The sequence below is a fragment of the Acidovorax sp. BLS4 genome (assembly GCF_032929295.1).
In the GTDB taxonomy this organism is placed as follows: domain Bacteria; phylum Pseudomonadota; class Gammaproteobacteria; order Burkholderiales; family Burkholderiaceae_C; genus Paracidovorax.
Genome location: NZ_CP136797.1, coordinates 367,978 through 392,294 on the forward strand (window position 1 = coordinate 367,978; position 24,317 = coordinate 392,294).

At 68.6% G+C, this 24,317-nt stretch carries 28 protein-coding genes; 8 read left to right on the plus strand and 20 right to left on the minus strand.

All coding sequences use genetic code 11. The features are described 5' to 3' along the window. Positions 1–104: 104 nt before the first annotated feature. The 5 genes from R1Z03_RS01750 to R1Z03_RS01770 form a co-directional block, all read right to left on the minus strand. Positions 105–419: a BON domain-containing protein gene (locus R1Z03_RS01750; protein WP_092741513.1), complete on the minus strand. Its 315-nt coding sequence runs from the start codon at positions 417–419 to the stop codon at positions 105–107. Between the two features lie 113 nt (positions 420–532). After that, positions 533–1,105 carry a ferritin-like domain-containing protein gene (locus R1Z03_RS01755; protein WP_317356312.1) on the minus strand — a complete coding sequence of 191 codons (573 nt, stop codon included), beginning with the start codon at positions 1,103–1,105 and terminating at the stop codon, positions 533–535. Positions 1,106–1,155: 50 nt separating this feature from the next. Continuing rightward, positions 1,156–1,554, minus strand: coding sequence for a hypothetical protein (locus R1Z03_RS01760; protein ID WP_272565011.1), 399 nt, complete (start codon positions 1,552–1,554; stop codon positions 1,156–1,158). Positions 1,555–1,614: 60 nt separating this feature from the next. After that, on the minus strand, positions 1,615–1,779 hold the full coding sequence (locus R1Z03_RS01765) for a DUF1328 domain-containing protein (RefSeq protein WP_011796896.1): 165 nt from the start codon (positions 1,777–1,779) through the stop codon (positions 1,615–1,617). A gap of 230 nt (positions 1,780–2,009) precedes the next feature. Beyond that, entirely contained in the window at positions 2,010–3,353 is a 1,344-nt protein-coding gene (locus R1Z03_RS01770; RefSeq protein WP_317356315.1) for a CHASE3 domain-containing protein, read from the minus strand. A 140-nt stretch (positions 3,354–3,493) separates the two neighbouring features. On the opposite strand from R1Z03_RS01770, the gene R1Z03_RS01775 reads away from it, so the two are divergent. After that, positions 3,494–4,126 (plus strand): response regulator transcription factor, encoded by a 633-nt coding sequence (locus tag R1Z03_RS01775; protein ID WP_092741509.1) that lies wholly within the window; start codon positions 3,494–3,496, stop codon positions 4,124–4,126. Positions 4,127–4,254: 128 nt separating this feature from the next. Here R1Z03_RS01775 and R1Z03_RS01780 read toward each other — a convergent pair whose 3' ends face one another. From R1Z03_RS01780 to gpmA, 4 genes are all read right to left on the minus strand, one after another. Continuing rightward, a complete protein-coding gene (locus tag R1Z03_RS01780; protein WP_272565009.1) occupies positions 4,255–4,659 on the minus strand; it encodes a response regulator in 405 nt (134 codons plus the stop codon). A 116-nt stretch (positions 4,660–4,775) separates the two neighbouring features. Further along, complete coding sequence (locus tag R1Z03_RS01785; RefSeq protein ID WP_284429347.1) at positions 4,776–5,531, minus strand: molybdopterin-synthase adenylyltransferase MoeB; 756 nt, start codon at positions 5,529–5,531, stop codon at positions 4,776–4,778. A gap of 87 nt (positions 5,532–5,618) precedes the next feature. Beyond that, positions 5,619–7,055 carry a S41 family peptidase gene (locus tag R1Z03_RS01790; RefSeq protein ID WP_284427224.1) on the minus strand — a complete coding sequence of 479 codons (1,437 nt, stop codon included), beginning with the start codon at positions 7,053–7,055 and terminating at the stop codon, positions 5,619–5,621. A gap of 106 nt (positions 7,056–7,161) precedes the next feature. Further along, on the minus strand, positions 7,162–7,905 hold the full coding sequence (gpmA, locus tag R1Z03_RS01795; RefSeq protein ID WP_272565006.1) for a 2,3-diphosphoglycerate-dependent phosphoglycerate mutase: 744 nt from the start codon (positions 7,903–7,905) through the stop codon (positions 7,162–7,164). 71 nt (positions 7,906–7,976) lie between these two features. Here gpmA and R1Z03_RS01800 point away from each other — a divergent pair, with 71 nt between their 5' ends. The 4 genes from R1Z03_RS01800 to R1Z03_RS01815 all read left to right on the plus strand — a co-directional run bounded on the left by R1Z03_RS01800 (position 7,977) and on the right by R1Z03_RS01815 (position 10,368). Beyond that, complete coding sequence (locus tag R1Z03_RS01800; protein WP_284427225.1) at positions 7,977–8,384, plus strand: rhodanese-like domain-containing protein; 408 nt, start codon at positions 7,977–7,979, stop codon at positions 8,382–8,384. A 52-nt stretch (positions 8,385–8,436) separates the two neighbouring features. Continuing rightward, complete coding sequence (gene grxC / locus R1Z03_RS01805; RefSeq protein WP_272565005.1) at positions 8,437–8,709, plus strand: glutaredoxin 3; 273 nt, start codon at positions 8,437–8,439, stop codon at positions 8,707–8,709. A gap of 120 nt (positions 8,710–8,829) precedes the next feature. Further along, the gene (secB, locus tag R1Z03_RS01810; protein WP_092741496.1) at positions 8,830–9,291 is read left to right on the plus strand and encodes a protein-export chaperone SecB; all 462 of its coding nucleotides are present in this window, start codon (positions 8,830–8,832) and stop codon (positions 9,289–9,291) included. Between the two features lie 60 nt (positions 9,292–9,351). After that, on the plus strand, positions 9,352–10,368 hold the full coding sequence (locus R1Z03_RS01815) for an NAD(P)H-dependent glycerol-3-phosphate dehydrogenase (protein ID WP_317356321.1): 1,017 nt from the start codon (positions 9,352–9,354) through the stop codon (positions 10,366–10,368). A gap of 299 nt (positions 10,369–10,667) precedes the next feature. Here the strand turns inward: R1Z03_RS01815 and panC are convergent, their stop codons facing one another. Both panC and panB read right to left on the minus strand, forming a co-directional pair. Then, a complete protein-coding gene (panC, locus tag R1Z03_RS01820; protein ID WP_317356323.1) occupies positions 10,668–11,516 on the minus strand; it encodes a pantoate--beta-alanine ligase in 849 nt (282 codons plus the stop codon). Positions 11,517–11,595: 79 nt separating this feature from the next. Further along, positions 11,596–12,489: a 3-methyl-2-oxobutanoate hydroxymethyltransferase gene (gene panB / locus R1Z03_RS01825; protein ID WP_284429343.1), complete on the minus strand. Its 894-nt coding sequence runs from the start codon at positions 12,487–12,489 to the stop codon at positions 11,596–11,598. 64 nt (positions 12,490–12,553) lie between these two features. On the opposite strand from panB, the gene nadC reads away from it, so the two are divergent. The 3 genes from nadC to R1Z03_RS01840 all read left to right on the plus strand — a co-directional run bounded on the left by nadC (position 12,554) and on the right by R1Z03_RS01840 (position 16,483). Next, positions 12,554–13,420, plus strand: coding sequence for a carboxylating nicotinate-nucleotide diphosphorylase (gene nadC / locus R1Z03_RS01830; RefSeq protein WP_317356326.1), 867 nt, complete (start codon positions 12,554–12,556; stop codon positions 13,418–13,420). 75 nt (positions 13,421–13,495) lie between these two features. Beyond that, positions 13,496–14,614: a quinolinate synthase NadA gene (gene nadA, locus R1Z03_RS01835; RefSeq protein WP_317356328.1), complete on the plus strand. Its 1,119-nt coding sequence runs from the start codon at positions 13,496–13,498 to the stop codon at positions 14,612–14,614. Between the two features lie 81 nt (positions 14,615–14,695). After that, positions 14,696–16,483: a chorismate-binding protein gene (locus R1Z03_RS01840; RefSeq protein ID WP_317356330.1), complete on the plus strand. Its 1,788-nt coding sequence runs from the start codon at positions 14,696–14,698 to the stop codon at positions 16,481–16,483. A 92-nt stretch (positions 16,484–16,575) separates the two neighbouring features. Here the strand turns inward: R1Z03_RS01840 and R1Z03_RS01845 are convergent, their stop codons facing one another. The 9 genes from R1Z03_RS01845 to R1Z03_RS01885 form a co-directional block, all read right to left on the minus strand. After that, positions 16,576–16,935: a 5-carboxymethyl-2-hydroxymuconate Delta-isomerase gene (locus R1Z03_RS01845; protein WP_317356332.1), complete on the minus strand. Its 360-nt coding sequence runs from the start codon at positions 16,933–16,935 to the stop codon at positions 16,576–16,578. A 51-nt stretch (positions 16,936–16,986) separates the two neighbouring features. Further along, the gene (locus tag R1Z03_RS01850) at positions 16,987–17,373 is read right to left on the minus strand and encodes a 6-carboxytetrahydropterin synthase (protein ID WP_317356335.1); all 387 of its coding nucleotides are present in this window, start codon (positions 17,371–17,373) and stop codon (positions 16,987–16,989) included. A gap of 50 nt (positions 17,374–17,423) precedes the next feature. Beyond that, positions 17,424–18,062 (minus strand): 7-carboxy-7-deazaguanine synthase, encoded by a 639-nt coding sequence (gene queE / locus R1Z03_RS01855; RefSeq protein ID WP_317356338.1) that lies wholly within the window; start codon positions 18,060–18,062, stop codon positions 17,424–17,426. Further along, the gene (gene bioF, locus R1Z03_RS01860) at positions 18,059–19,282 is read right to left on the minus strand and encodes an 8-amino-7-oxononanoate synthase (RefSeq protein WP_317356341.1); all 1,224 of its coding nucleotides are present in this window, start codon (positions 19,280–19,282) and stop codon (positions 18,059–18,061) included. The genes queE and bioF overlap by 4 nt, the downstream gene beginning before the upstream one ends. Then, entirely contained in the window at positions 19,279–19,971 is a 693-nt protein-coding gene (bioD, locus tag R1Z03_RS01865; protein ID WP_284393457.1) for a dethiobiotin synthase, read from the minus strand. Before bioD ends, bioF begins: the two co-directional genes overlap by 4 nt. After that, on the minus strand, positions 19,968–21,293 hold the full coding sequence (bioA, locus tag R1Z03_RS01870; RefSeq protein ID WP_317356346.1) for an adenosylmethionine--8-amino-7-oxononanoate transaminase: 1,326 nt from the start codon (positions 21,291–21,293) through the stop codon (positions 19,968–19,970). Before bioA ends, bioD begins: the two co-directional genes overlap by 4 nt. Positions 21,294–21,306: 13 nt before the next feature. Then, a complete protein-coding gene (gene panD / locus R1Z03_RS01875; RefSeq protein WP_284393461.1) occupies positions 21,307–21,687 on the minus strand; it encodes an aspartate 1-decarboxylase in 381 nt (126 codons plus the stop codon). A gap of 60 nt (positions 21,688–21,747) precedes the next feature. Beyond that, on the minus strand, positions 21,748–23,337 hold the full coding sequence (nadB, locus tag R1Z03_RS01880; protein ID WP_317356349.1) for an L-aspartate oxidase: 1,590 nt from the start codon (positions 23,335–23,337) through the stop codon (positions 21,748–21,750). Between the two features lie 76 nt (positions 23,338–23,413). Next, positions 23,414–24,274, minus strand: a complete 861-nt coding sequence (locus R1Z03_RS01885) for a ScpA family protein (protein WP_317356353.1) — start codon at positions 24,272–24,274, stop codon at positions 23,414–23,416. Between the last annotated feature and the right edge of the window lie 43 nt (positions 24,275–24,317).

The window sequence follows — 24,317 nt, forward strand, 5'->3', positions numbered from 1 at the left end:
CTTGCGGCAAGCCTGTGGCAACCCAAGGGGTTGGCGAAACAAAAACAGGCTCCGAAGAGCCTGTGTTTGCAAGGTCTCCGCAGGCCGCAGGGGCCTGCGTGGCCTCAAGGACGCACGACGATGCTGTTGCGCACGTCACGCACGTGCTTGGTGTTGCGTGCGATGGATTCGGCCGTGTTCTTTTCGGTCTGCGACTTCGCGAAGCCCGACAGCTGCACGGTGCCGTTCAGCGTTTCCACGCTGATGGACGTGGCGGACACGGACTTGTCTTCAGCCATCTTGGCCTTCACAGCGGTCGTGATGCCGGCATCGTCCACGTAGGAGCCGACGGTCTGCTGGTCGCGCGCCACCGAGCAACCGGCGGAGATGATGGTTGCGCCAGCGAGGGCTGCAAAAGCGAGGGCACGTGCGTATTTCATGGTTATTTCCTTGGTTTGGTTTGTTAACACGGGTGCTTTGGGATTCTGCAGCCCACCGACCTGTTGCACCCCCCGCGGTCGATGAACTGTTTCTTGGTTGGCGGCGTCGCCTTTCAGCGTTGCAGCCAGTCCTTGAGTTCGTCGGCATGCTCTTCTTCGTCGGCCAGGATGCCTTCCAGCATCCGGCGCGTCGTCGGGTCCTTGTCTCCGATCAAGGTGATCATCTGGCGGTAGGCCTCCACCGCGATGCGCTCGGCCACCAGGTTGGCTCGCACCATGGCCTTGAGGTCGGACGATTCGTCGTAGTCGGCGTGGCTGCGCTCTTGCAGCGAACTGGGGGAAAAGTCGGGCTCGCCGCCGAGTTGAACAATGCGCTGCGCGATCTTGTCCGCATGGGCGGATTCCTCGTTCGCATGCACCAGGAATTCGGCCGCGATGGCGGGCGACTCCAGTCCGTCCGCCGTGAAATGGTGCCGCTTGTAGCGCAGCACGCACACCAGTTCGGTGGCGAGCGCGTCGTTCAGCAGCTTCACGATGGCATCGCGGTGCGGACCGTAGGCGGGCGTGACAGCGCCTTCATCCAGATCCTGCGTTGCTGCGTAATGCAGCGCCTTTTCGTCGAGCACGAGGGCTTCGGACGGGGCCGCCGGATGGCTGGCTGTGTTGATGGTGGTGACAGGGGACATGGGGACGCTCGCTCTTTGTTATTGCCGTGTTTTAAGCAGTTGCCAGTGAATCAATATTCGTGGCGGCGGGGGCGGCGGCTCATCAGGCACAGCGTGGCCACTGCGGCGCCCGCGGCGGCAGCCAGCAACATCGATTTGCCAGGCTGCTCGACCACGTAGCGCGTCGTGACGTCGGCCGCCTGGTTGAGCTGGCGGCGGGCGCGTTCCGTGGTGTCTGCGCAGTAGGAGATGCCACGCGATGCCAGGTCTTGTGCACGGGCTGCGAGATCGTCGATCAGCGGGTTCACCTCACCATGCAGTTCGTCCACTTTGCGTGCGGCCTTGTCCAGGGTGTTGTTGGCAGCGTCGCGGGTGGATTGCACGGCGTCCTTGGCGGAGTCGAGCACGCTGTCTGCGGCGTTATGTGCGGAATCCACGGCTTTTTTCGCGGCGTTCTGGGTGTCGATCATGGTTGGGTTCCTTGGGGTTTTGGAGTGGTGAGCGCTTCGGTACGTGGTGCGTTCAGTGCGTTAACCGCGCTTGAGCAGGCTCAGCACGAAGGTGACCACGGCCATGATCACGAACACGAAGAACAGGATCTTCGCAATGCCAACGGCGCCGGCAGCGATACCGCCAAAGCCAAAAAGGGCGGCGATCAAAGCGATCACCAGGAAAACCACTGCGTAATGCAACATATCCATCTCCTCTTGCACCAGAAGTTCCGGCGGGTTGGTGGGGGGCGCATTGGTCAGCGCCTGGAATTGAATGTAGTTTTCGCAGTGCAGGGTGGCTGCCGGTCCCTGGCGCGCACCCATGTAGGACGCCGCCCATGAGGGAGGGCTGCTGAAAAATCAAGAGTGGCTGGAGGCGGCGGGTCCCGCCGAAACAGGGTGTGCGGGGCGCTGCGCCGGGCCCCACCGCGCTGTCAGTGCACGTGCGGCAGCACGGCGGATACGAGGGTGCCTTCGCCAGGTTCGGAGGTGACGGTCAAGCGACCGCCAGCCGCCTCGACCCGGTGGCGCATGCCCATCAAGCCATGGGCGGAAGGGTTGGCCTTGCCTGTGTCGAAACCGCTGCCGTTGTCGCGGATCTGTACCGCTACATGCGTGGGGTAGTTGTGCACGGCGACCAGCACCTTGCTGGCGTTGGCGTATTTGCCAATGTTGGTCAGCGATTCCTGGACCATGCGGTAGATGGTCAGCTGAACGGATTCGGGCAGTTCCACCGCTTCCAGATTCAGGTCCACCTCCACATTGCTGCGTTCTGCGAACTCGCGGCCCAGGATTTCAAGCGATGCCGTCAGTCCCAGGTTGAACAGCGATGAGGGCCGCAGGTCTTCGATGATGCGGCGCTTGAGCGCAATGCCGCTGTTGAGCGTGTCGGTCAGGTGCTTGAGGCGTTCGGCGATTTCGGGCACCTGGGAGTCCACCCTGGATTTGAGGCGCGCCACGTCGAGCTTGGCCGCGGTGAGCAGGGCGCCCAGTTCGTCATGCAGTTCGCGCGCCAGATGGCCGCGTTCGTCCTCGCGCACCTGCTGCAGGTGGTTCGCCAGCTCAGTGAGGGACGCGGTGCGCTCACGTACCAGCTGTTCGAGCCGGTCACGCTCGCGCTCCAAGGTTTCCTGCTCGCGCTGGTTGAACGACTGCAGTGCGCTCGCCTGCCGCAGGTACATGTAGAAAGCCAGCAGCCCGACGGCCGCCATGGTCGCGATGCCGATGCGCGACAGCATGAGGGAATGAAGGATCTCTTGCGTGCTGTGGTTGGTGCGTTCGGTGCTGCGTTCGATCAGCCGGCCCGACAGCGAACGGATGGCATCCATGTTCTCCTTGCCCACATCGGTGGAGAGCACGAACTTCCATGCGTCGTCGTTGTCCTGGCGCCGCAGCCGCAGGCTCAGATCGAGCTCGGACATCTTGCGGGATATCTGCCGCGAAAGCTGCGTGAAGTCTTCCTGGTCTTCGACCGAAGAGGCGGCGAAGATGGCGCGCAACTCGTCCAGATTGCTGTTGATGGTGGACGCGGCCTTCTCGTAGGGCTCGAGATAACGCTCATCACCGGTCAGCAGATAGCCCCGAAGACCGGTCTCCGCATCGAGCATGTTCTGCATCATGCGATCGAGCGCGGCGCGGGTGGTATAGGTGCGAGAGAGGGCGCTGACCGCATCGTGCGAGCGGTCATAACCGGCCTCGTTGATGCCAACCAGCGCCGATGCAGCCAGCAGTGCCAGGGGCAAGCTGACTGCCATCTTGCGAAAATTGGACCAACGCATAGGTTTCTCCGAAAGACAGGCGGGTGATTTCTGGATAATGTCACCAGCCAGCGGTGTTCCGCTGCAGGCACGCCCGCAACGGGTGAATTGGCTACCAGAACGATAACGGGCAGCTTGGCTGCCCCTTGAAAGAACGCTCAATGATCAAGATCGGCATTGTGGATGACCATGCGATTGTCCGCTCGGGATTGCGACAATTTTTGTCAGAACATGTAGACCTTCGGGTGGTGGGTGAGGCGTCCAACGGGCGCGAGGCGATCGATCTGGTTCGTGCACAGGAGATCGACGTGCTGCTCATGGACTTGTCGATGCCCGGCCAAAGCGGCCTCGATGCGCTGGCCATGCTGCGTGCGAAGGCGCCCGACATGGGCATCCTGATCCTCAGCGGCTATCCGGAGGAGCACTACGCCATCAACCTGATTCGCCAGGGTGCCAGCGGCTACCTCAACAAGGAATGCGACCCCAAGGAGATCGTCGAAGCCATTCGCACGATCTCGCTGGGCCGCCGCTACCTGACCCCTGCCGTGGCCGATCTGCTGGCCCAGCAGCTCAACCGCAAGGACGATGCGCCGCCGCACGAACAACTGTCGGAGCGCGAGTTCCAGGTGTTCCTCAAGCTGGCCAAGGGCGAAACCGCGGGCGACATCGCCAAGTCGTTGTCGCTCAGCGTGAAGACCGTGAGCACCTACCGCACGCGCCTGATGGAAAAGATGGCGCTGTCGTCCAACAGCGACCTGACCTACTACGCACTGAAGAACAAGCTGATCGATTGAACCAGCACCCAAGCAAAACGGCCACCGGGCAATCGGTGGCCGTTTTCAAATGGAATGGGTGGAAAAAGAGCCTGAGCCTGGTCCCATGACCGCGCCCTCGCGGCTTGGCATTGAATCCGGCTTCAGCGTCAGCCGGTGGCGGATTTTGGGTTGGCCTGGCGGGCCGTGCTGTGCTCTACACAGTATTCGACCAGTGCGTCGATCTCGTTGGATTTGTCGAACACTGCATCCACGCCCAATTGGGCGCAGCGCATGCGAACGTCCGGCGTTGCATAGTTGCTGAGCACCACCATCTTCTGGCCTGCGGTGCGATTGCGGCACGCTGCCAAGACCCCCAGACCGCTTCCCTGTCTCAGAAAAAGATCGACGATGGCCAGGTCCCACTGGCCTGCATTGTTGGCCAGCCACTCTTTGCCTTCGTCTTCGGTCTCCGCAATGCCTACGGCTTCCACCTCCGCCAGTTCCTCGAGCGTGCCGATCAGGTTTTCTCGGATGGTGGCGTTGTCTTCAACAATGTAGGTGCGCAGTTTCACTGTGGGGTCCAGTCCGGATCACGGAGGCAGAATGAGAATGTGATCACAGCTTCACTTTATGGGGAACCAATGTGTCATTCTGCCAGTAGCAACATGCTGAGCCGGTAGGATTCTTCCTACGGTGTGGCGTGACCACATACGCTGCAATGCCCATGGCGCGGAATTTTCATCACAGTCCATTCCATGGAACGCCCGTCGAGCATCGAAAGCCGTCCCGCCAGCGATTCGCCGAACCCCGCGATGAGCTTGAGAGCTTCCGCTGCCTGCATGGCGCCGATGATTCCGACCATCGGCGCGAACACGCCCAGGGTGGCGCACTGGGTTTCTTCGAATGCGGTGTCCGGCGGGAAGATGCAGGCGTAGCACGGCGATAGTGGATCGCGCGGGTCGATGACGGTGATCTGCCCGTCGAATCGGATGGCGGCGCCCGTGACCAGCGGCTTGCGGTGGGTCACGCAAGCGGCGTTCACGGCATGGCGCGTTGCATAGTTGTCGCTGCAGTCGAGCACCACGGTGGCCTGGCCCACCCAGTCATCGAGCCATTCCTTGTCGGCCCGGGCCTGGATGGCGTCCAACCGCACGCCCGGATTCAAAGCCTGCAGCGCTTGAGCGGCGGAATGCACCTTGGGCTCTCCGACACGCTCCGTGGTATGGGCGATCTGGCGCTGCAGGTTGGTCAGGTCCACCACATCGTCGTCCACCAGGGAGATGCGTCCCACGCCGGCAGAGGCCAGGAACAGGGCGGCGGGTGAACCCAGCCCACCCGCTCCGATCACGAGCGCGTGGGCGGCCAGGATGCGCTCCTGGCCCTCGATCCCGATCTCGTCGAGCATGATGTGGCGCGAATAGCGCAGTAGCTGATCGTCTGTCATGGGGGCTGGAAACGGGTGCGATAGCGAGGCCATGAAAAAGGCCGGGCGCCTGAAAGGCGCCCGGCCGTCGGTGAATCCAGAAGGGATTTAGTTTTCCTTCTTCTCTTCCTTGCGTTCAGTCTGCGTCTTGCTGACGAGTACGGTCTGGCCCTTCAATTGGTTGAGGGCCTGCGCCAGCTGAAAGTCCTTGTCCGAACCGAACTCCGGCATCTTGCGGTCGGCGATGGGCTTCTTGGCTTCTTCTTCAAGGCGCTTGCGCGCTTCCTCGCGGGCCTTCTCGCGTGCTTCGTCCTTCTTCTCTTCGCCCTGGCCGCTGGTCAGGTGCTTTTCGAGATCGGCCTCACGCATGCGCAGCGATGCATACACATCGCCTTCGGCGCTTTCATCCACCATCACGTCGGGCACGATGCCCTTGGCCTGGATGGACTTGCCGCTGGGGGTGTAGTAGCGCGCGGTGGTCAGCTTGATGCCGGTGTCCGGACCCAGGGGGCGCACCGTCTGCACCGACCCCTTGCCGAACGTCTGGCTGCCCATGATGGTGGCGCGCTTGTGGTCCTGCAAGGCGCCGGCCACGATTTCACTGGCAGAGGCCGAGCCTTCATTGACCAGCACCACCAGGGGCACGCTCTTGAGGGCGGCGGGCAATCGCTTGAGCGGGTCGCCATTGCCGCGGCGCTGGTAGAACTCCGGTGCCGCCTTGAACGTGGCCTTGCTTTCCGCCAGTTGTCCGTCGGTGGTCACCACGGTGACATTCTCGGGCAGGAAGGCGGCGGAGATGGCCACGGCTGCGTCCAGCAGGCCGCCCGGGTCATTGCGCAGGTCGAGCACCAGGCCCTTGAGGTTCGGCTCCTGGCGATAGACCTCTTCGATCTTGCGAACGAAGTCGTCCACCGTGCGTTCCTGGAACTGCGACAGGCGGATCCAGCCATAACCGGGCTCGATCACCTTGCCCTTCACGGACTGCGTCTTGATCTCTTCGCGCGTGATCGTCACCGGGAACGTGCGGCTCTCGTCCTTGCGGAAGATCGTCAGCGTGACCTGGGTGCTCGGCTCGCCGCGCATTCTCTTGACCGCGTCGTTGAGGGCCAGGCCCTTGACGGCGGTGTCGTCGATCTTGGTGATCAGGTCGTTCGTCTTGAGCCCGGCACGGAATGCCGGCGAGCCTTCGATGGGCGAGACGACCTTGATGAGCCCGTCTTCCTGCGTGATCTCGATCCCGACGCCCACGAAGCGGCCGGAAGTGCCTTCGCGGAATTCCTTGAAGGACTTCTTGTCGAAATACTGGGAGTGCGGATCGAGGCTGGACACCATGCCCGAGATCGCGTCGGTGATGAGCTTCTTGTCATCGACCGGCTCGACGTAATCGGTCTTCACCAGACCGAACACGGCGGACAGCTGCTGGATTTCCTCGAGCGGCAGCGGCGTCATCGCGCCGCGCGCCACCGTCTGCAGGGAGACGGTGGTCAGTGCCCCGGCAACGACGCCGATCGACACCCAACCTGCGATTTTCAGTTTGTGGCCCATTAAAAACACCTTTGCCGCTTCAATATACACCTTGGAAAGATTGCCACCAGTGCAGTTCCGCGCTGGAAGCGACTTTTGCGCTGTGCGGGCCGCCTTTACACGGACTTTACGCCTTGCCCTGCGATGCCACTGCGGCCGCGGCCTTGGCGGCGGCTTCGGCGTCGCCCAGGTAGTAGTGGCGCAGGGGTTTCAGGTCCGCATCGAGTTCATAGACCAGGGGGATGCCGTTCGGAATGTTCACGCCGACGATGTCGTCGTCCGAGATGCCGTCCAGGTACTTGATCAACGCGCGGATCGAGTTGCCGTGCGCCGCGACCACGATGCGCTTGCCGGCGCGGATGGCGGGCGCCATGGATTCGTTCCAGAACGGCAGCACGCGCGCGACGGTGTCCTTGAGGCACTCCGTCAGCGGGATCTGCTCGGGGGCCAGGCTGGCGTAGCGCAGGTCGCCCCGCTCGCTGCGAGGGTCGGCGGCTTCCAGCGCGGGCGGCGGCGTGTCGTAGCTGCGGCGCCACACCAGCACCTGCGCATCGCCGTATTGCTTGGCCATGTCGGCCTTGTTCAGGCCCTGCAGGGCGCCGTAGTGGCGCTCGTTCAGGCGCCAGCTGTGGTGCACCGGCAGCCAGGTGCGGTCCATCTCGTCGAGCGTGTGCCACAGCGTGCGCGTGGCGCGCTTGAGCATGCTGGTGTAGGCCAGGTCGAATTCGTAGCCCTCCGCCTTCAGCAGGCGGCCTGCGCTCTTGGCCTGTTCCACGCCCGTGGGCGTCAGATCGACGTCGGTCCAACCGGTGAAGCGGTTCTCGAGGTTCCAGGTGGATTCTCCGTGGCGGATCAGGACGAGTTGGTGCATGGTTTCCCTAGAGCAGGCGGGTCAAAATCCAGCATTCTAAAATTGAGCGGTTTGCCAACCCTAGGACTGACGTGAAATTCATCATCGACAACTGGTATTTGTTCTTTATCGCGCTGGCCTCCGGCGGCATGCTTTTGGTGCCGCTGCTCAAGGATGCCACCGGCGGCTCGCTGACGGCGGCACGCGCCGTGCAGCTCATCAACCGCGAGAAGGGCGTGGTGATCGACGTGTGCGAGCCCGAGGAATTCGCCGCGGGCCACGTAGGGGGCGCCAAGAACATTCCCCTGAACCAGCTGGAAGAGCGTCTGCCCCAGGTGGTCAAGAACAAGGCCCTGCCGATCGTGCTGGTTTGCGCCAAGGGCCCGCGGGCCCAGCGCGCCGTGGGCATCGCCAAAAAGCTGGGCTACGACAATGCCCAGGCGCTGGCGGGCGGGCTGAAGGCGTGGAAAGACGCCAGCATGCCGGTTGAAAAGGCCTGAGTTGGCCGCAATGTGTGTTGTGTAGCCATTTTTTGAGCAGGAAGGCCCTCCCATGCAAGCCGTGAAGATGTACACCACCGCCGTCTGCCCCTATTGCATTCGGGCCAAGCAGATCCTCAAGTCCAAGGGCGTGGAGGAGATCGAGGAAGTCCGCGTGGACCTCGACCCCGTGGCCCGCAGCCACATGATGGAAATCACCGGGCGCCGCACCGTGCCCCAGATCTTCATCGGCGATACGCACGTCGGCGGGCACGACGATCTGGTCGCGCTCGACGGCCGGGGCGGCCTGATGCCGCTGCTCGGCGGTGCCCAGGCCGATGCCTGAACTGCCGCTTTTCCGATTCTGCGGCGCTGCATAATGCAGCCCCAAGTGCCCGCTGCGGGGAGCGTTTTCCCCAGCGGGCTTTGTTTTGTCGAATAGTGTTCTGACTGAAAGACCGACACCATGGCTACCGAAGAAAATCCCGTGTTCCAGATCCAGCGCGTGTACCTGAAGGACTTGTCCCTGGAGCAGCCCAACTCGCCCGCGATCCTGTTGGAGCAGGAACAGCCCAGCGTGGACATCCAGCTGGGCGTGGAAGCCACGCCGGTGGCCGATGGCATTTTCGAGGTGGCCGTGACCGCCACCGTGCAGACCAAGATCAAGGACAAGACCGTGTTCCTGGTCGAGGCCAAGCAAGCCGGCATCTTCGAGATCCGCAACATTCCCGAAGACCAGATGGGCCCGATCATGGGCATCGCCTGCCCGCAGATCGTGTACCCCTACCTGCGCGGCAACGTGGCCGACACCATCACGCGCGCCGGCTTCCCGCCCGTGCACCTGGCCGAAATCAACTTCCAGGCCATGTACGAGCAGCAGCAGGCCCAGGTGGCCTCCGCAGCGCCGTCGCCCATCATCACGCAGTAAGCCGCGTGCAGCGCCGGGAGGCCTTTGCGCCTCCCGCGTGAACCTCGGGCACACGAACGAATGAACATCGTCGTCTTGGGGGCCGGGGCCTGGGGCACGGCCATGGCCGTCAGCGCGGCAGCGCACCCATCGGCGCATGCCGTGACCCTGTGGGCGCGCGACGCGCAGCAGGTGGCCGGCATGCAGGCCGCACGGCAGAACGCCCGGTATCTGCCGGACATCGAACTCCCTTCTTCCCTGGTGCTGAGCGCGGGCGACCCGTTGTCGCTGGCCTCCAGCGCCGATCTGGTCGTGGTCGCGACGCCCATGTCCGCGCTGCGCGGCATGCTCCAGGTGCTGAGCGCCGTGGACGTGCCGGTGGCCTGGCTGTGCAAAGGGTTTGAAGCCGCCCCATCGAGTGGCAGCGCCGTGGGCCTGATGGGGCACGAGGTGTGCGCGCAGGTCGCCCCCGGCTTGCGCAGCGGAGTGTTGAGCGGCCCCAGCTTTGCGCAGGAGGCCGCCCGTGGACAGCCGACGGCGCTGGTGGCGGCCAGCCCGCACGCCACCGTGCGCGATCTGCTGGTGGACGCGTTCCATGGCCCCACGCTGCGGGTGTACGCCAATGACGACATCGTCGGCGTCGAGGTGGGCGGTGCGGTGAAGAACGTGCTGGCCATCGCGACGGGGCTGTGCGACGGGCTCGACCTGGGGCTCAACGCCCGAGCCGCCCTCATCACGCGCGGCCTGGCAGAGATGACGCGGCTGGGGCTGGCGCTGGGTGCGCGGCCCGATACCTTCATGGGATTGTCAGGACTGGGCGACCTGGTGCTGACCGCGACCGGCGACCTGTCGCGCAACCGGCGTGTGGGCCAGGCCCTGGCACAGGGGTTGACGCTGGCCCAGGCGGTGGATTCGCTCGGCCATGTGGCCGAAGGCGTCTACAGCGCCCGGACGGTGCTGGCGCGTGCGCGCCATCTGCAGGTGGACATGCCGATCACCGAGGCGGTGGTGGCGTTGCTGGACGGGCAGAGAACGCCGCGCGATGCGGTGGCGCTGCTCATGGGCAGAAGCCCGGTGGCGGAACTCTCGCGGCCTTGAAGGGCCTTTGAAAGCGCTGCCACCGGGCTTCTTTGCCCGTTGCAGGGGTTGATGCTCAGAGCACGCCGAAGAGCATGAGCAGCAGCACGAGGGACAGTGGGACGCCGAGAAGCCAGAGGATGACAGGCATGGAAGTTCTCCTGAAGAGTGGTTGGTCGATGGATCAACCTTAAAGGCCACCCCTGGGCACCCCTGTGCGGCGTGGGCACCTGCGCGCGTAGTCCCGAGCCTACCGGCGGTGCAGGAGAGGCCGAGCCGCTCGCCCGCGCGGCTAGGCACCGCCCGGTGCGGTGCGCCCTTCAGAATTCCAGGTTGTCGATCAGGCGCGTGTTGCCCAGCCGCGCCGCGCCCAGGGCCACCAGCGTGCCCGCGCCGGCCGGGCCGCCGGCCTCGGGCGGCTGCAGGTCGTGGCGGCGCCGCACGGTGAGGTAGTCCGGTGCCCAGCCCTGGCGGCGCAGCGCTTCCAGGGCCTGGCGCTCCCGCTCGCCGGCATCGCCCCCGCCCGCGAGAAAGCCGTCCGCCAGCGCGCGCAGGGCCTGGGCCAGCTGCATGGCGCGCGACCGCTCCTGCGCCCCGAGATAGCCGTTGCGCGAGCTGAGGGCCAGGCCATCGTCCGCGCGCCGCGTTTCCCCCGCCACCACGTCCACCGGCAGCGCGAACTGCCGCACCATCTGCCGGATCACCATGAGCTGCTGGTAGTCCTTCTTGCCGAACACGGCCGTGCCGCCGCTCGCGCCCAGCACGCAGGCGAAGAGCTTCATCACCACCGTGCACACGCCGACGAAGAACCCGGGGCGAAAGTGCCCCTCCAGGATGTCGGCCAGCGCGGGGTCGGGATGCACCTTGAAGGTCTGCGGCTCGGGGTACAGGTCGGCCTCGCGCGGCGCGAAGAGCACGTCGCAGCCGGCCTCGCGCAGCTGGGCGCAGTCGGCGTCCCAGGTGCGCGGGTAGCTGTCGAAATCCTCGTGGGGCAGGAACTGCAGGCGGTTCACGAAGATGCTGGCCACGGTCACGTCGCCCAGCGGCCGGGCCTGCTCCACCAGTGAAATGTGGCCGGCGTGCAGGTTGCCCATGGTGGGGACGAAAGCGGGCCGGCCCCGGCCCGCGAGGGCCTGGCGCAGGTCAGCCACGGTGTGTGCGATGAGCATGGGTCATCCCGATCAGAAAAAAGAGGGCTGCAGGAAAAGGAAGGGACGGGCCGAAGGGGCGGCCCGGGCGCGGGCCGCCCTACCAGGCGTGCAGGGCGTCGTCCGGAAAGCGCCCGGCCTTGACGGCCTGCACATAGGCCTGCATCGCGCCGCGCACGCTGCCCGCCTCCTGCATGAAGTCGTGCACGAAGCGCGGCATCTTGGCCAGGTGGATGCCCAGCATGTCGTGCAGCACCAGCACCTGGCCGGCGGTGCCGCTGCCGGCCCCGATGCCGATGGTGTGGCAGTGGGGCAACTCGGCCGTGAGCTCGCGGGCCAGCGCGGCGGGCACCATCTCCAGCACCACCATGGTGGCGCCCGCGTTCTGCAGCTCGGACGCCTGCTGGCGCAGGGTGCGCGCGGCCAGGTCGCCCTTGCCCTGCACGCGGTACCCGCCCAGGGCGTGCACCGTCTGCGGCGTGAGGCCCAGGTGGGCGCACACGGGCACGCCGCGCTGCACCAGGAACTCCACCGTCGGCGCCGTCCAGCCGCCGCCTTCGAGCTTGACCATGTGCGCGCCGGCCTGCATCAGCGTGCAGGCGCTGCGCAGGGCCTGTTCGCGGCTTTCGGCGTAGGTGCCGAAGGGCAAATCGGCGATCAGCCACGCCGTGCCCTGCACGCGGTGCAGGCCGCGCGCCACGCTGGCCGTGTGGTAGGCCATGGTGTCCAGCGATACGCCCACGGTGCTGGGCAGGCCCTGGCAGACCATGCCGAGCGAGTCGCCGACCAGGATGCATTCCACGCCCGCCGCGTCCGCCATGGCGGCGAAGGTGGCGTCGTAGGCGGTCAGCATAGTGATCTTTTCGCCGGCCTCGCGCATCTGCTGCAGGCGCGGCAGGCTGACCGGCCGGCGCTCGGGCAGGGGGGAGGCGGGCGGCAGCGTGCCGTAGGGCGTCGCGGACGAGGCGGAGGCGTTGGGGATGGCAGTGGTCATGGGAATGGGCAGAGCCGGGCCGAAAGTGCGGCGAGTCTATGCGATGCCGCTATGCTTGCCGCCCATGACGAAATCCCCCCTTTCCCTGGACGGCGGCATCGCATCGCTGGCCCAGGACGACGTTGCCCGCGCGCTGCGCGAGGACGTGGGCGCCGGCGACCTCACTGCCGGCCTGATCGATCCGGCGCGCCGCGTGCGCGCCCGCGTGCTGGCCCGCGAAAGCGCGGTGATCTGCGGTGGCCCCTGGGCCGAGGCGGCCGTGCGGGCGCTGGACCCGGCCGCGCGCATCGTGTGGCACGTGCAGGAAGGCGAGCGCTGCGCGCCCGACCAGGTGGTGCTGGAGGTGGAGGGCCGTGCCCGCGCGCTGCTGAGCGCCGAGCGCACGGCGCTGAACTTCCTGCAGCTGCTGTCGGCCGTGGCGACCAAGACGGCGACCTACGTGGAGGCCGTGCGCGGCACGCGGGCGCAGATCGTCGATACGCGCAAGACCCTGCCCGGCCTGCGGCTGGCGCAGAAATACGCCGTGCGCACGGGCGGCGGCACCAACCACCGCATCGGCCTGCACGACGCGGTGCTCATCAAGGAAAACCACATCGCCGCCGCCGGTGGCGTGGCGGCCGTGCTGCGCGCCGCGCAGGCCGTGGCCGCGCAGGCGGCCTTCGTGGAGATCGAGGTCGAGACGCTGGAGCAGCTGCAGGAGGCGCTGGATGCCGGCGCGACGATGCTGCTGCTGGACAACATGCCGCTCCCGATGCTGCACGAGGCCGTGCGCCGGAACGCCGGCCGCGCCATCCTGGAGATTTCCGGCGGCGTGACGCTCGAATGCCTGCGCGCTCTGGCCGAGACCGGCGTGGACCGCATCTCCATCGGCACGCTGACCAAGGACGTGAAGGCCATCGATTTCTCCATGCGCATGCAGGACATTGCCTAGCACGCCGGCGGCCCACTTCAAGACCCTGAATACTGCCTTGGCGCCGCGCCTTTCGCGGCCGAAAGACCCCACCCCATGACGACCCCCACCGCCATCAAGGACGTGGAGTACGAGCAGCCCGAAGACGGCGCCGTCTGCTCCACGAAGTTCGCCTGGGCCCGCGTGCCTGCCGAGCCCTCGCCCACCGAACGCGCCGCGCTCAAGGACCGCATCCGGCGGCTGCTGCGCGAGAAGAACGCCGTCATGGTGTCGCACTACTACGTGCACCCGGACCTGCAGGACCTCGCCGAGGAAACCGGCGGGCTGGTCAGCGATTCGCTGGAGATGGCGCGCTTCGGCCGCGACCATGCCGCGCAGACGCTGGTGGTCTCGGGCGTGCGCTTCATGGGCGAGACGGCCAAGATCCTGTCGCCCGAGAAAAACGTGCTCATGCCCGACCTGGACGCCACCTGCTCGCTGGACCTGGGCTGCCCCACCGGTGCGTTCAGCGCGTTCTGCGATGTGCACCCGGACCGCACCGTGGTCGTCTACGCCAACACCAGCGCGGCGGTGAAGGCGCGCGCCGACTGGCTCGTCACCTCCAGCTGCGCGCTGGAGATCGTAGGCGCGCTCAAGGCGGCGGGCCACAAGATCCTGTGGGCGCCCGACCGGCACCTGGGTGCCTACATCCAGCAGCAGACCGGCGCGGACATGCTGTTCTGGAACGGCGCCTGCATCGTGCACGACGAGTTCAAGGCCGAGGAGCTGCAGGCGCTGAAGGCGGCGCACCCGCAGGCGAAGGTGCTGGTGCACCCCGAGAGCCCCGCCGACGTGGTGGCGCTGGCCGATGCCGTGGGCTCGACCTCCGCCATCCTGAAGGCCGCGCGCGAGATGGATGCGCGCGAATTCATCGTGGCGACCGACAACGGCATGATGCACAAGCTGCGCGCGCTCAACCCGGGCAAGACCTTCCACGAGGCCCCCACGGCCGGCAACAGCGCCACCTGCAAGAGCTGCGCGCACTGCCCCTGGATGGCCATGAACGGCCTGGCCGACGTGGCCCGCGTGCTGGAAACCGGCGCCAACGCCATCCACGTGGACCCGGCGCTCATCCCGCGCGCGCGCCAGCCCATCGACCGCATGCTGGCCTTCACCGCCGCGCTCAAGGGCGGGCAGCCCCTGGGCGCGCTGGTGCCCCACATCGGCGCGGCATGAAGCGCACCGGCATGGCATCGATTTGCTATTAATTGAATAGCTATCTAGGCATGATTTTCTAGGGCATGGGCCTGTTTTGACGTGAATTTCAGGATCGACTTCTCCGACCCGCGCCACCCGGCCGGGCCGCGCCTGCGCCATGCGTTCGCCGCGCCGCGCCGCACGCTGGTGGCCCAGGCGCCGCACGAGGTGCGCGCCGTGCTGGACGCGGCCGAGGCTGAGGCGCGCGCCGGGGCCTGGTGCCTGGGCTACCTGCGCTACGAGGCGGCCGGCGCGTTCGACGCCGCGCTGCGCACGCACCCGGCCGACGGGCCCCTGGCGTGGTTCGCCGTGTTCGACCGGGCCTTACCCTGGCCCGATCCGCCAGTTTCCCCCGGCGATGGCGATGGTGGCGGCGCGGGAGCGCCCACGGTGGACTGGCACACCCGCCCGCAGCGCGCCGCGTTCGATGCCGCCCTGGCGCACCTTCACCAGGCCATCGCGGCCGGCGAGTTCTACCAGGTCAACTACACCGCGCCGATCCGAGGCACCGTGTCGCCGGTGGGCGGGGCGCAGGCGGCGCTGCCGCTGTTCGCCGCGCTGCAGCGCGCCCAGCCGGGTGGTTATGCCGCGTGCATCGACGGCGGCGTGGAGCAGATCCTGTCCGTCTCGCCCGAGCTGTTCTTCGACTGGCGCGGGGGCTCGCTGCTGGCGCGGCCCATGAAAGGCACGGCGCCGCGCGGCGCCACGGCCGAGGACGATGCCGCGCAGGCCGCCGCGCTGCGCGCCTCGCCCAAGGAGCGCGCTGAGAACGTGATGATCGTGGACCTGCTGCGCAACGACCTCTCGCGTATCGCCGAGCCGCACAGCGTGCGCGTGCCCGCGCTGTTCCACACCGAGGCGCTGCCGGCCGTGTGGCAGATGACGTCCGACGTCGAGGCCCGCACCCGCGCCGGCACCACGCTGGCCGACGTGTTCGCCGCGCTGTTCCCGTGCGGATCCATCACCGGGGCGCCCAAGGTGCGAGCGATGCAGGCCATCCACGCGCTGGAGCCCGCGCCGCGCGGCGTGTACTGCGGCGCGGTGGGCATCGTGCGGCCGGACGGCGAGGGCGCCGTGGCCGCCACCTTCAACGTGCCCATCCGCACCGTGACGCTGCGCGGCCGCGACGCGCGGTGCGGCATCGGCAGCGGCATCACCTCCGGCGCCCAGGCCGCGGCGGAGTGGCGGGAGTGGCAGCACAAGAGCGCCTTCCTGCAGCGCGCCAGCGCCCCGTTCGACCTGCTGGAAACCCTGGCGCTGGAGGAGGGCGTGCTGCGCCACCGCGCCGACCACGTGGCGCGGCTGGCCGCCTCGGCCGCGCACTTCGGCCATGCCTTCGACGCGGCGCGCGTTCAGGCCTGCCTGGATGCGCTGGCCCAGGTCCACCCCACCGGGCTGTGGCGCGCGCGCCTGCTGCTCGATGCGGCGGGCCACCCGCGCGCCGAAGCCTGGGCGATGGCCCCCACCACCGTGCCGGTGCGCCTGCAACTGGCCACGCGCCCGCTGGAAGGCGCGCACGGCGAATTCGTGCGCCACAAGACCACGCGCCGGGCGCACTACGACGCCTTCACGCCCGAGGCCGAAGGCGTGTTCGACACGCTGCTGTGGAACGAGGCCGGCGAGATCACCGAATGCACGCGCGGCTGCATCGCGGCGCTGCGGGCCGACGGCCGGTGGGTCACGCCCCCGCTGTCCTGCGGCCTGCTGCCCGGCGTGGGCCGCGCGGTGGCCCTGCGCGAAGGCCGGGTGACCGAGGCCGTGCTGCGCGTGGAGGAGGTGCCACAGGTGCGGGCCTGGGCGTTCGTGAACAGCCTGCGGGGCTGGCTGGACGCCACGCTGCAGGCCTGAGTCGGCGGGGTCGAAGGCCCCTGGTTCTGGCTTCTGCTGCTGATTTTGTAGCAATATGCCTTAGTACTGATTGCGCTGGAGCCCTGTGGGGCTCAAAGCCGCTCTTTCACGTAGGACCCGCGGTCCATGTCCACGATCTCCACGCTGAGCTGCACCATCACGCCCCCGGGCCGGGGCGTGAGACGGCGCAGCACGTCGGCCACGCGGCCGGCGAGGTCCTGCTTGGTCTCGGGCGAGCGGCCGGACAGCAGGCGCAGCTGCGCATGTACGAACGCGCGGTCGGCGAGGGCGGTGCCGATCTCGAAGCGGTCGGTGCGCAGGAAGCGGGACTTGAGGTCCGCCTCGTTCTGGATCTCGGGGCTCGCGGTGAGGGACTGGTTCAGTTCCGCCAGCATCTGGGCTTCGGGCAGACCGGCCAGGTTCTGGCTGTATTCGATGACGAGGTGGGGCATGGCGGTTCTCCTGCGGGGTGGGATGAAAGAAGGGGAAGGGGGCGGATGGGCTCAGCCCGGCACCGGGCCGGGCGGCGCCAGGTCCAGCACGCAGCCGTCGCCCAGCGCCTCGCGCCACACGCGCACGCGGCTGGCGGGCGGCTGCATGCCATCGAGCGCCTGGGCGATGAAGTGGCACAGGTTTTCCAGCGTGGGCGTGCCCAGGCCGGGCACCTCGTCCAGCCAGTGGTGGTCGAGCTGCTCGCGCACGGCGGCCAGGCGCTGGCGCAGGTGGCCCAGGTCGATGACCATGCCGGTGGCGGGATCGCGCGGGCCGGTGACGGCCACCTCCGCGTGGTAGGTGTGGCCGTGGATGCGGCGGCTGCCCTCGGCCTCGATCTCGCGCTGCAAGGTGTGCGCGGCATCGAAGAAAAAGCGCTGGTGGACGGTGAACTGCATGGTCGGCGAACGGGCGGGAACGGGGCGAAAAAAACGGTACGGAACAGGGCTCAGCGGATGCCCGTGAGCTTGTGGGTCTGCAGGCTCAGGCGCCACGCGGGGCGCTCCAGGCAGGCGGCGATGCAGCGCCCGGTGTTGGCGGCCTGCTCCGGGCCGTCCATGGGCTGCAGGAAGCGGTGCGTGAACTGCGTCTGCGACTCCAGCGCGGCGAGGTCGAAGCCGGGCTGGGGCCACACCAGCTTGAGTTCCTGCCCGCTGCGCTGCACCCAGGGCGCGCCGGCCTTGGGGCTGATGCACAGCCAGTCGATGCCGGGCGGCGCGGCCACGGTGCCATTGCTCTCCACGGCGATGCGAAAGCGCCGCGCGTGCAGGGCGTCGATGAAGGCCGGGTCCACCTGCAGCAGCGGCTCGCCGCCCGTCAGCACGACCAGGCGGTGCGCGGCATCGTGCGCGGGCCACTGCGCGGCGATCACCTCGGCCAGCGCGTCTGCGGTGGCGAACTTGCCGCCCAGGGTGCCGTCGGTGCCCACGAAGTCGGTGTCGCAGAAGCGGCAGACGGCGCTGGCGCGGTCTTCCTCGCGGCCGCTCCAGAGGTTGCAGCCCGCGAAGCGGCAGAACACGGCGGGCGTACCGGCCTGGCCGCCCTCGCCCTGCAGGGTGTAGAAGATTTCCTTGACGCTGTAGGTCATGCCAGGGCCTCCACGGCGGCGGGCGCCAGCTCGGCCAGCGCCTGCAGCAAGCGGTCCACGTCGGCCTCGGTGTGCGCGGCCGACAGGGCGATGCGCAGGCGCGCCGTGCCCTCGGGCACGGTGGGCGGGCGGATGGCGGGCACCCACAGGCCGCGCTGGCGCAGGCCTTCCATGGCGGCCAGGGCTTCGTCGTTGGCGCCGATCACCACGGCCTGCACGGCGGTGCGCGAATCCCCCAGCTGCCAGTGCGTGCCCTGCAGCCGCGGCGCGAGGCCGTCCCGCAGGCGCTGGACGAGGCGCGCGAGGTGCTCGCGGCGCGAATCCTCCGCCTCGATGAGCGCCAGGCTGGCCTGCAGCGCGCGCGCCAGCAGCGGCGGCGCGGCGGTGGCGAAGATGTAGCTGCGCGTCTTTTGCAGCAGCCATTCGATCAAGGCGTCGTCGCCCGCGACGAAGGCACCGGCCACGCCCGCGGCCTTGCCCAGCGTGGCCATGTACAGCACGCGCCGCGAGGCCTGCGCGCCGACCAGGCCCGCCTCGGCCAGCGCGCCGCGCCCCTGCGGCCCGAGCACGCCGAAGCCGTGCGCGTCGTCCAGCAGCAGCAGCGCGTCGTGGCGCTCGCACAGCGCCAGCAGCGCGGGAATGTCGGCCACGTCGCCATCCATGCTGAACACGGCATCGGTGATGACCAGCTTGCGGCGCGCGGGGCTGCTGGCCAGCGCGGCCTCCAGCGCGGCCAGGTCGGCATGCGGGTAGCGGTGGATGCGGGCGCGCGACAGGCGGGCGCCGTCGATCAGGCAGGCGTGGTTGAGCGCATCGGAAAACAGCGCATCGCCCTCGCCCACGAGCGCGGGCACGATGCCGGCGTTGGTGGCGTAGCCCGCGTAGAAGTACAGCGCGCGCGGCAGGCCCACGAAGCGGGCGAGGTCGGCCTCCAGCGCCGCGTTGGCCGCGCTGTGGCCGCTCACCAGCGGCGAGCCGCCCGAGCCCACGCCGAACTCGCGCGCGCCCGCGCAGGCAGCCTCGGCCAGCGTGGGGTGGCCGGCCAGCCCCAGGTAATCGTTGCTGCAAAAGGCCAGCATGGGCGCACCATCGACCAGCAGGTGCGCGCCGCCGGCCGGCACCACGGCGCGGCGCCGGCGGCGCAGGTGGGCGGCGTCGAGCGCGGCGATGCGTGCCGGAAACTCGTCGATCCAGGAGGCGGCGTCGGGGCGGGGGCTCATCGGGTCGTCCATGCGGCGGGAAGGTCGAAGGGCAGCGCACGGGCGTCCGGCACGGCCTGGTAGGGAATGTCGGCCAGCAGCGGGGCGCCCAGGCGCTGCGCGAGCCAGTCGAGGTTTTCTTGCGGCGCCCGCATGTGCGGGTCGATGCGGCTGGCGATCCAGCCAGCCAGCGGCAGGCCGCGCGCGCGCACGGCATCGGCCGTGAGCGCGGCGTGGCTCAGGCAGCCCAGCCGCAGGCCCACCACCAGCACCACGGGCAGGCCCAGGGCCTGGGCGAGGTCGGCGCCGGTCTCGGTGTCCGACAGCGGCACGTGGAAACCGCCCGCGCCTTCGACGACGACCGCATCGGCCTGCGCCGCCAGCGCTTCGTAGCTACGCACGATGTGCGCGATGTCGATGCGCGTGCCCGCGCGCTCGGCGGCGATGTGGGGCGAGAGCGGGTCGGGCAGCAGCACGGGGTTGTCCAGCGCCGGGGGCACCGCGATGGTGGAGGCGGCGCGCAGGGCGAGGGCGTCTTCGTTGGCGAGCTGGCCATGGTGCCATTCGGCGCCCGCGGCGATGGGCTTCATGCCCACGACGCGCGTGTGGTGGCGCGCCAGCGCGTGCAGCAGGCCGGCCGAGGCCAGCGTCTTGCCCACGCCGGTGTCGGTGCCGGTGACGAAGCAGGCGAATGCCGGGGTCGGGTTCATGGGGCGGTCTCCTCGGCCAGCGTGGCCTGCAGTGCGGCGAAGGCGGCATCGCCCAGGTGCTGCACGGCCTCGTCGTCGAGCACGTAGGGCGGCATGGCGTAGAGCGTTTTGCCGATGGGGCGCAGCACCAGCCCGCGCGCCATGGCGTGGCGGTGGTAGCGGCGGGAAAAATCGGGCAGGGAGGTCTCCACGTCCCATGCCCACACCATGCCCAGCCGGCGCGCATGGCGAACGCGCGGGTGCTGCGTGATGGGCGCGCAGGCGGCGTCGATGCGCCCGGCCAGCGCCGCATTGGCCGCGAGCGGGTCGAGCTGGTCGAACAACTCCAGCGTGGCCAGCGCCGCGCGGCAGGCCAGCGGGTTGCCGGTGTAGGAGTGCGAATGCAGGAAGCCGCGGGCCACGTCGTCGTCGTAGAACGCGGCGTACACGGCCTCGGTGGTGAGCACGGCCGACAGCGGCAGCGTGCCGCCCGTGAGGCCCTTGGACAGGCAGATGAAATCGGGCCGGATGCCGGCCTGCTGGTGCGCGAACATCGTGCCGGTGCGGCCGAAGCCAGTGGCGATCTCGTCCACCACCAGGTGCACGCCGTAGCGGTCGCACAGCGCGCGCGCCTGGCGCAGGTATTCGGCATCGTGCATGGCCATGCCGGCGGCGCACTGCACCAGGGGCTCGACGATCAGCGCGGCGGTGCTCTCGTGGTGCTCGGCCAGCCAGACCTCCAGCGCCTGGGCGGCGCGCCGGGCCGCATCCAGCGCGCTCTCGCCGGGCTGCGCGCCGCGCGCATCGGGGCTGGGCACGGTGGCCGCCAGGCGCACCAGCGGGGCGTAGGCCTCGCGGAACAGGGCGATGTCGGTCACGGCCAGCGCGCCCACGGTCTCGCCGTGGTAGCCGCCGGCCAGGCCCACGAAGCGGCTCTTGCCCGGCCGCCCGGCGTTGCGCCAGCAGTGCGCGCTCATTTTGAGGGCGATCTCGGTGGCCGCGGCGCCGTCGCTGCCGTAGAAGGCGTGGCCCAGCCCGGTGAGCGCGCCCAGCCGCTCGGACAGCTCCACCACGGGGGCGTGCGTGAAGCCCGCGAGCATCACGTGGTCCAGCCGCGCGAGCTGGTCGGCCAGCGCGGCCTGGATGTGCGGGTGGCTGTGGCCGAAGAGGTTGACCCACCAAGAGCTGATGCCGTCCAGGTAGCGCCGGCCATCGGTGCCGTGCAGCCACGGGCCGCGGGCGCTGGCGATGGCCACGGGCGGGTCGGCCTCGTGGCGCTTCATCTGCGTGCACGGGTGCCAGACGCTGGCTAGGCTGCGGGCGACGAGGGTGTCCTGGTTCATCGTGGGTGGCCTTTCACAGGGCCTGCGTGGGCACGTGGTGGCGCAGTTCCACCTGGCGGTTGGCGGCGTCCACGAACACCAGCTGCGGCCGGTGCGCGGCCACCTCGGCCTCCTCGACCTGGGCGAAGGCGGCAATGATGAGCAGGTCGCCCACGGCAGCGCGGCGCGCCGCCGAGCCGTTGACCGACACCATGCCGCTGCCGCGCTGGCCCTTGATGGCATAGGTGACGAAGCGCTCGCCGTTGTCGATGTTCCAGATGTGCACCTGCTCGTTCTCCACGATGTTCGCGGCGTCGAGCAGGTCTTCGTCGATCGCGCAGGAGCCTTCGTAGTGCAGCTCGCAGTGCGTGGCGGTGGCGCGGTGGATCTTGGATTTCAGCAGGGTGCGTTGCATGGCGGGAGGGGCGAAGAAAACGGTTAGAGCTTGCGGTGGGGCGGTGGGGCGGTGGGGCGGTCAGCGGACCGGCGGGACCAGGATGGTGGGCGCGGCCGGGGCGGCCCGCTCGGGGTAGTCGCGGCTGTAGTGCAGGCCCCGACTCTCGCGGCGCATCTGGGCCGAGCGCACGATGAGTTCGGCCACCTGCACCAGGTTGCGCAGCTCCAGCAGGTCGCGCGTGACGTGGAAGTGCGCGTAGAACTCCTCGATCTCGGCCTGCAGCAGCGTGATGCGGTGCGCCGCGCGCTCCAGGCGCTTGTTGGTGCGCACGATGCCCACGTAGTCCCACATGAAGCGGCGCAGCTCGTCCCAGTTGTGGGAGATGACCACGCACTCGTCGGCATCGGTCACGCGGCTGTCGTCCCACGGCGGCACGTCCGGCACGGCTTCCGCGCTGGCGGCGGCGATCGCCTGGGCGGCCGCGCGCGCGAAGACCATGCACTCCACCAGCGAGTTGCTGGCCAGCCGGTTGGCGCCGTGCAGGCCGGTGCAGGCCGTCTCGCCGATGGCGAACAGGCCGGGCAGGTCGGTGCGGCCGGCCAGGTCGGTGAGCACGCCGCCGCAGGTGTAGTGTGCGGCGGGCACCACGGGGATGGGTTCCTTCGTGATGTCCAGCCCCAGCTCGGCGCAGCGCGCGAGGATGTTGGGAAAGTGCTCCTGGATGAACGCCGGGCTCTGGTGCGAAATGTCCAGGTGCACGCAGTCCAGGCCGTGGCGCTTCATCTCGTAGTCGATGGCGCGGGCCACCACGTCGCGCGGGGCCAGTTCGGCGCGCGGGTCGTGCTGCGGCATGAAGCGCGTGCCGCCGGCCGATGCGGGCAGCAAGAGCCGCCCGCCCTCGCCGCGCACCGCCTCGGTAATGAGGAACGACTTGGCGTGCGGGTGGTACAGGCAGGTGGGGTGGAACTGGATGAACTCCAGGTTGGACACGCGGCAGCCCGCGCGCCAGGCCGCGGCGATGCCGTCGCCCGTGGCCGTGTCGGGGTTGGTGGTGTACAGGTACACCTTGCCCGCGCCGCCCGTGGCCAGGATGGTCTGCGGCGCGCGGAAGGTGACGACCTCGTCGGTGCCTTCATCCAGCGCATACAGCCCCAGGCAGCGCTGCGGCCCGCCGCGGCGCAGCTTGTGCGGGGTGATGAGGTCCACCAGCGTGTGCTGCTCGAACAGCGTGATGCCGGGCGTGGCGCGCACGGTGTCGATCAGGGTGCGCTGCACGGCGGCGCCGGTGGCATCGGTGGCGTGCACGATGCGGCGAGCGCCGTGGCCGCCCTCGCGCGTGAGGTGCAGGGCGCCGTCCTCCTGCGAGAACGGCACGCCCAGGCCCTGCAGCCAGTGGATGGCCTCGGGCGCGTTCTCCACCACGAAGCGCGTGGCGGCCAGGTCGCACAGCCCCGCGCCCGCCACCAGGGTGTCCTGCACGTGGGCCTCGTAGGTGTCGCCCTCGGCCAGCACGGCGGCGATGCCGCCCTGCGCCCAGGCGCTGGCCCCGTCCTGCAGCGCGCGCTTGGTGATGACCGCCACGCGGTGCGTGGGTGCCAGGTGCAGCGCGGCCGACAGCCCGGCCAGCCCGCTGCCGATGATGAGAACGTCGAAATCGTGGGATGGCATGGTGGTTCGTGTGGGCGTATGGACGTGTGGGGCGTTCGGGCCGGGGCGCCCGGCCGTGGCGGTGAAGGGCGTCGGCTCAGACCGGCGTGTAGGCCAGCCGCACGTAGATGGGCGCGAACGCCTCGGCCTGGGTGATCTCGATCAGGGTTTCCTTGGCCAGTTCCAGCAGCGCGATGAAGGTCACCACCAGCACGGTGCTGCCTTTTTCGGGCTCGAACAGTTCCTCGAACTCCACGAAGCGCCGGCCCTGCAGGGCTTTCAGCACGGCGCTCATGTATTCGCGCACGCTCAGCTCCTCGCGCGTGATGCGGTGGTGCTGCACCAGCTTGGCGCGCCGCAGGATGTCGCGCCAGGCCTCCTGCAGGTCGGCCACGTGCACGTCGGGAAAGCGCGGCTGCAGGCTCTGCTCGATGTGCACCTGCGCCCGCAGGAAATCGCGTCCGTACTGCGGCATGCGCGACAGGCCGGCCGCGGCCAGCTTGATCTGCTCGTATTCGAGCAGGCGGCGCACGAGTTCGGCGCGCGGGTCCTCGGGCTCGGCGCTGCCTTCCTGCTTCTTGGGCGGCAGCAGCATGCGCGACTTGATCTCGATGAGCATGGCCGCCATCAGCAGGTATTCGGCCGCCAGCTCCAGGTTGCGGCTGCGGATCTCGTCCACGTACACCAGGTACTGGCGCGTGACGCCCACCATGGGGATGTCGAGGATGTTGAAGTTCTGCTTGCGGATGAGATACAGCAGCAGATCGAGCGGCCCCTCGAACGCTTCGAGGAACACCTCCAGCGCATCGGGCGGGATGTACAGGTCGGTCGGCAGCGCGAACAGCGGCTCGCCATACAGGCGCGCCAGCGCCACCGCATCCACGACCTGGGGGGAGGCGCCCTCGGCACCCCCAGCGGGCAGGGCGGGGGCGGAGGCCCTGTCCGCGGCGGTGCTCATCGCTTGCTATTAAAAATATAGCTACCAGCGTTAGTTGCTATTG

Excerpts from the sequence above, each read along its gene's own strand:
- R1Z03_RS01785 (WP_284429347.1), bottom strand. The coding sequence starts at position 5,531 with ATGACAGACGATCAGCTACTGCGCTATTCGCGCCACATCATGCTCGAC.
- R1Z03_RS01765 (WP_011796896.1), bottom strand. The coding sequence starts at position 1,779 with ATGTTGCATTACGCAGTGGTTTTCCTGGTGATCGCTTTGATCGCCGCC.
- R1Z03_RS01885 (WP_317356353.1), bottom strand. The coding sequence starts at position 24,274 with ATGAGCACCGCCGCGGACAGGGCCTCCGCCCCCGCCCTGCCCGCTGGG.
- secB (WP_092741496.1), top strand. The coding sequence starts at position 8,830 with ATGGCTACCGAAGAAAATCCCGTGTTCCAGATCCAGCGCGTGTACCTG.
- panC (WP_317356323.1), bottom strand. The coding sequence starts at position 11,516 with ATGCTCATCGCACACACCGTGGCTGACCTGCGCCAGGCCCTCGCGGGC.
- R1Z03_RS01850 (WP_317356335.1), bottom strand. The coding sequence starts at position 17,373 with ATGCAGTTCACCGTCCACCAGCGCTTTTTCTTCGATGCCGCGCACACC.
- panD (WP_284393461.1), bottom strand. The coding sequence starts at position 21,687 with ATGCAACGCACCCTGCTGAAATCCAAGATCCACCGCGCCACCGCCACG.
- bioD (WP_284393457.1), bottom strand. The coding sequence starts at position 19,971 with ATGAACCCGACCCCGGCATTCGCCTGCTTCGTCACCGGCACCGACACC.
- R1Z03_RS01750 (WP_092741513.1), bottom strand. The coding sequence starts at position 419 with ATGAAATACGCACGTGCCCTCGCTTTTGCAGCCCTCGCTGGCGCAACC.
- R1Z03_RS01770 (WP_317356315.1), bottom strand. The coding sequence starts at position 3,353 with ATGCGTTGGTCCAATTTTCGCAAGATGGCAGTCAGCTTGCCCCTGGCA.
- nadA (WP_317356328.1), top strand. The coding sequence starts at position 13,496 with ATGACGACCCCCACCGCCATCAAGGACGTGGAGTACGAGCAGCCCGAA.
- R1Z03_RS01775 (WP_092741509.1), top strand. The coding sequence starts at position 3,494 with ATGATCAAGATCGGCATTGTGGATGACCATGCGATTGTCCGCTCGGGA.
- R1Z03_RS01790 (WP_284427224.1), bottom strand. The coding sequence starts at position 7,055 with ATGGGCCACAAACTGAAAATCGCAGGTTGGGTGTCGATCGGCGTCGTT.
- nadB (WP_317356349.1), bottom strand. The coding sequence starts at position 23,337 with ATGCCATCCCACGATTTCGACGTTCTCATCATCGGCAGCGGGCTGGCC.
- grxC (WP_272565005.1), top strand. The coding sequence starts at position 8,437 with ATGCAAGCCGTGAAGATGTACACCACCGCCGTCTGCCCCTATTGCATT.
- bioF (WP_317356341.1), bottom strand. The coding sequence starts at position 19,282 with ATGAGCCCCCGCCCCGACGCCGCCTCCTGGATCGACGAGTTTCCGGCA.
- R1Z03_RS01815 (WP_317356321.1), top strand. The coding sequence starts at position 9,352 with ATGAACATCGTCGTCTTGGGGGCCGGGGCCTGGGGCACGGCCATGGCC.
- gpmA (WP_272565006.1), bottom strand. The coding sequence starts at position 7,905 with ATGCACCAACTCGTCCTGATCCGCCACGGAGAATCCACCTGGAACCTC.
- panB (WP_284429343.1), bottom strand. The coding sequence starts at position 12,489 with ATGACCACTGCCATCCCCAACGCCTCCGCCTCGTCCGCGACGCCCTAC.
- nadC (WP_317356326.1), top strand. The coding sequence starts at position 12,554 with ATGACGAAATCCCCCCTTTCCCTGGACGGCGGCATCGCATCGCTGGCC.
- R1Z03_RS01760 (WP_272565011.1), bottom strand. The coding sequence starts at position 1,554 with ATGATCGACACCCAGAACGCCGCGAAAAAAGCCGTGGATTCCGCACAT.
- R1Z03_RS01845 (WP_317356332.1), bottom strand. The coding sequence starts at position 16,935 with ATGCCCCACCTCGTCATCGAATACAGCCAGAACCTGGCCGGTCTGCCC.
- queE (WP_317356338.1), bottom strand. The coding sequence starts at position 18,062 with ATGACCTACAGCGTCAAGGAAATCTTCTACACCCTGCAGGGCGAGGGC.
- bioA (WP_317356346.1), bottom strand. The coding sequence starts at position 21,293 with ATGAACCAGGACACCCTCGTCGCCCGCAGCCTAGCCAGCGTCTGGCAC.
- R1Z03_RS01755 (WP_317356312.1), bottom strand. The coding sequence starts at position 1,105 with ATGTCCCCTGTCACCACCATCAACACAGCCAGCCATCCGGCGGCCCCG.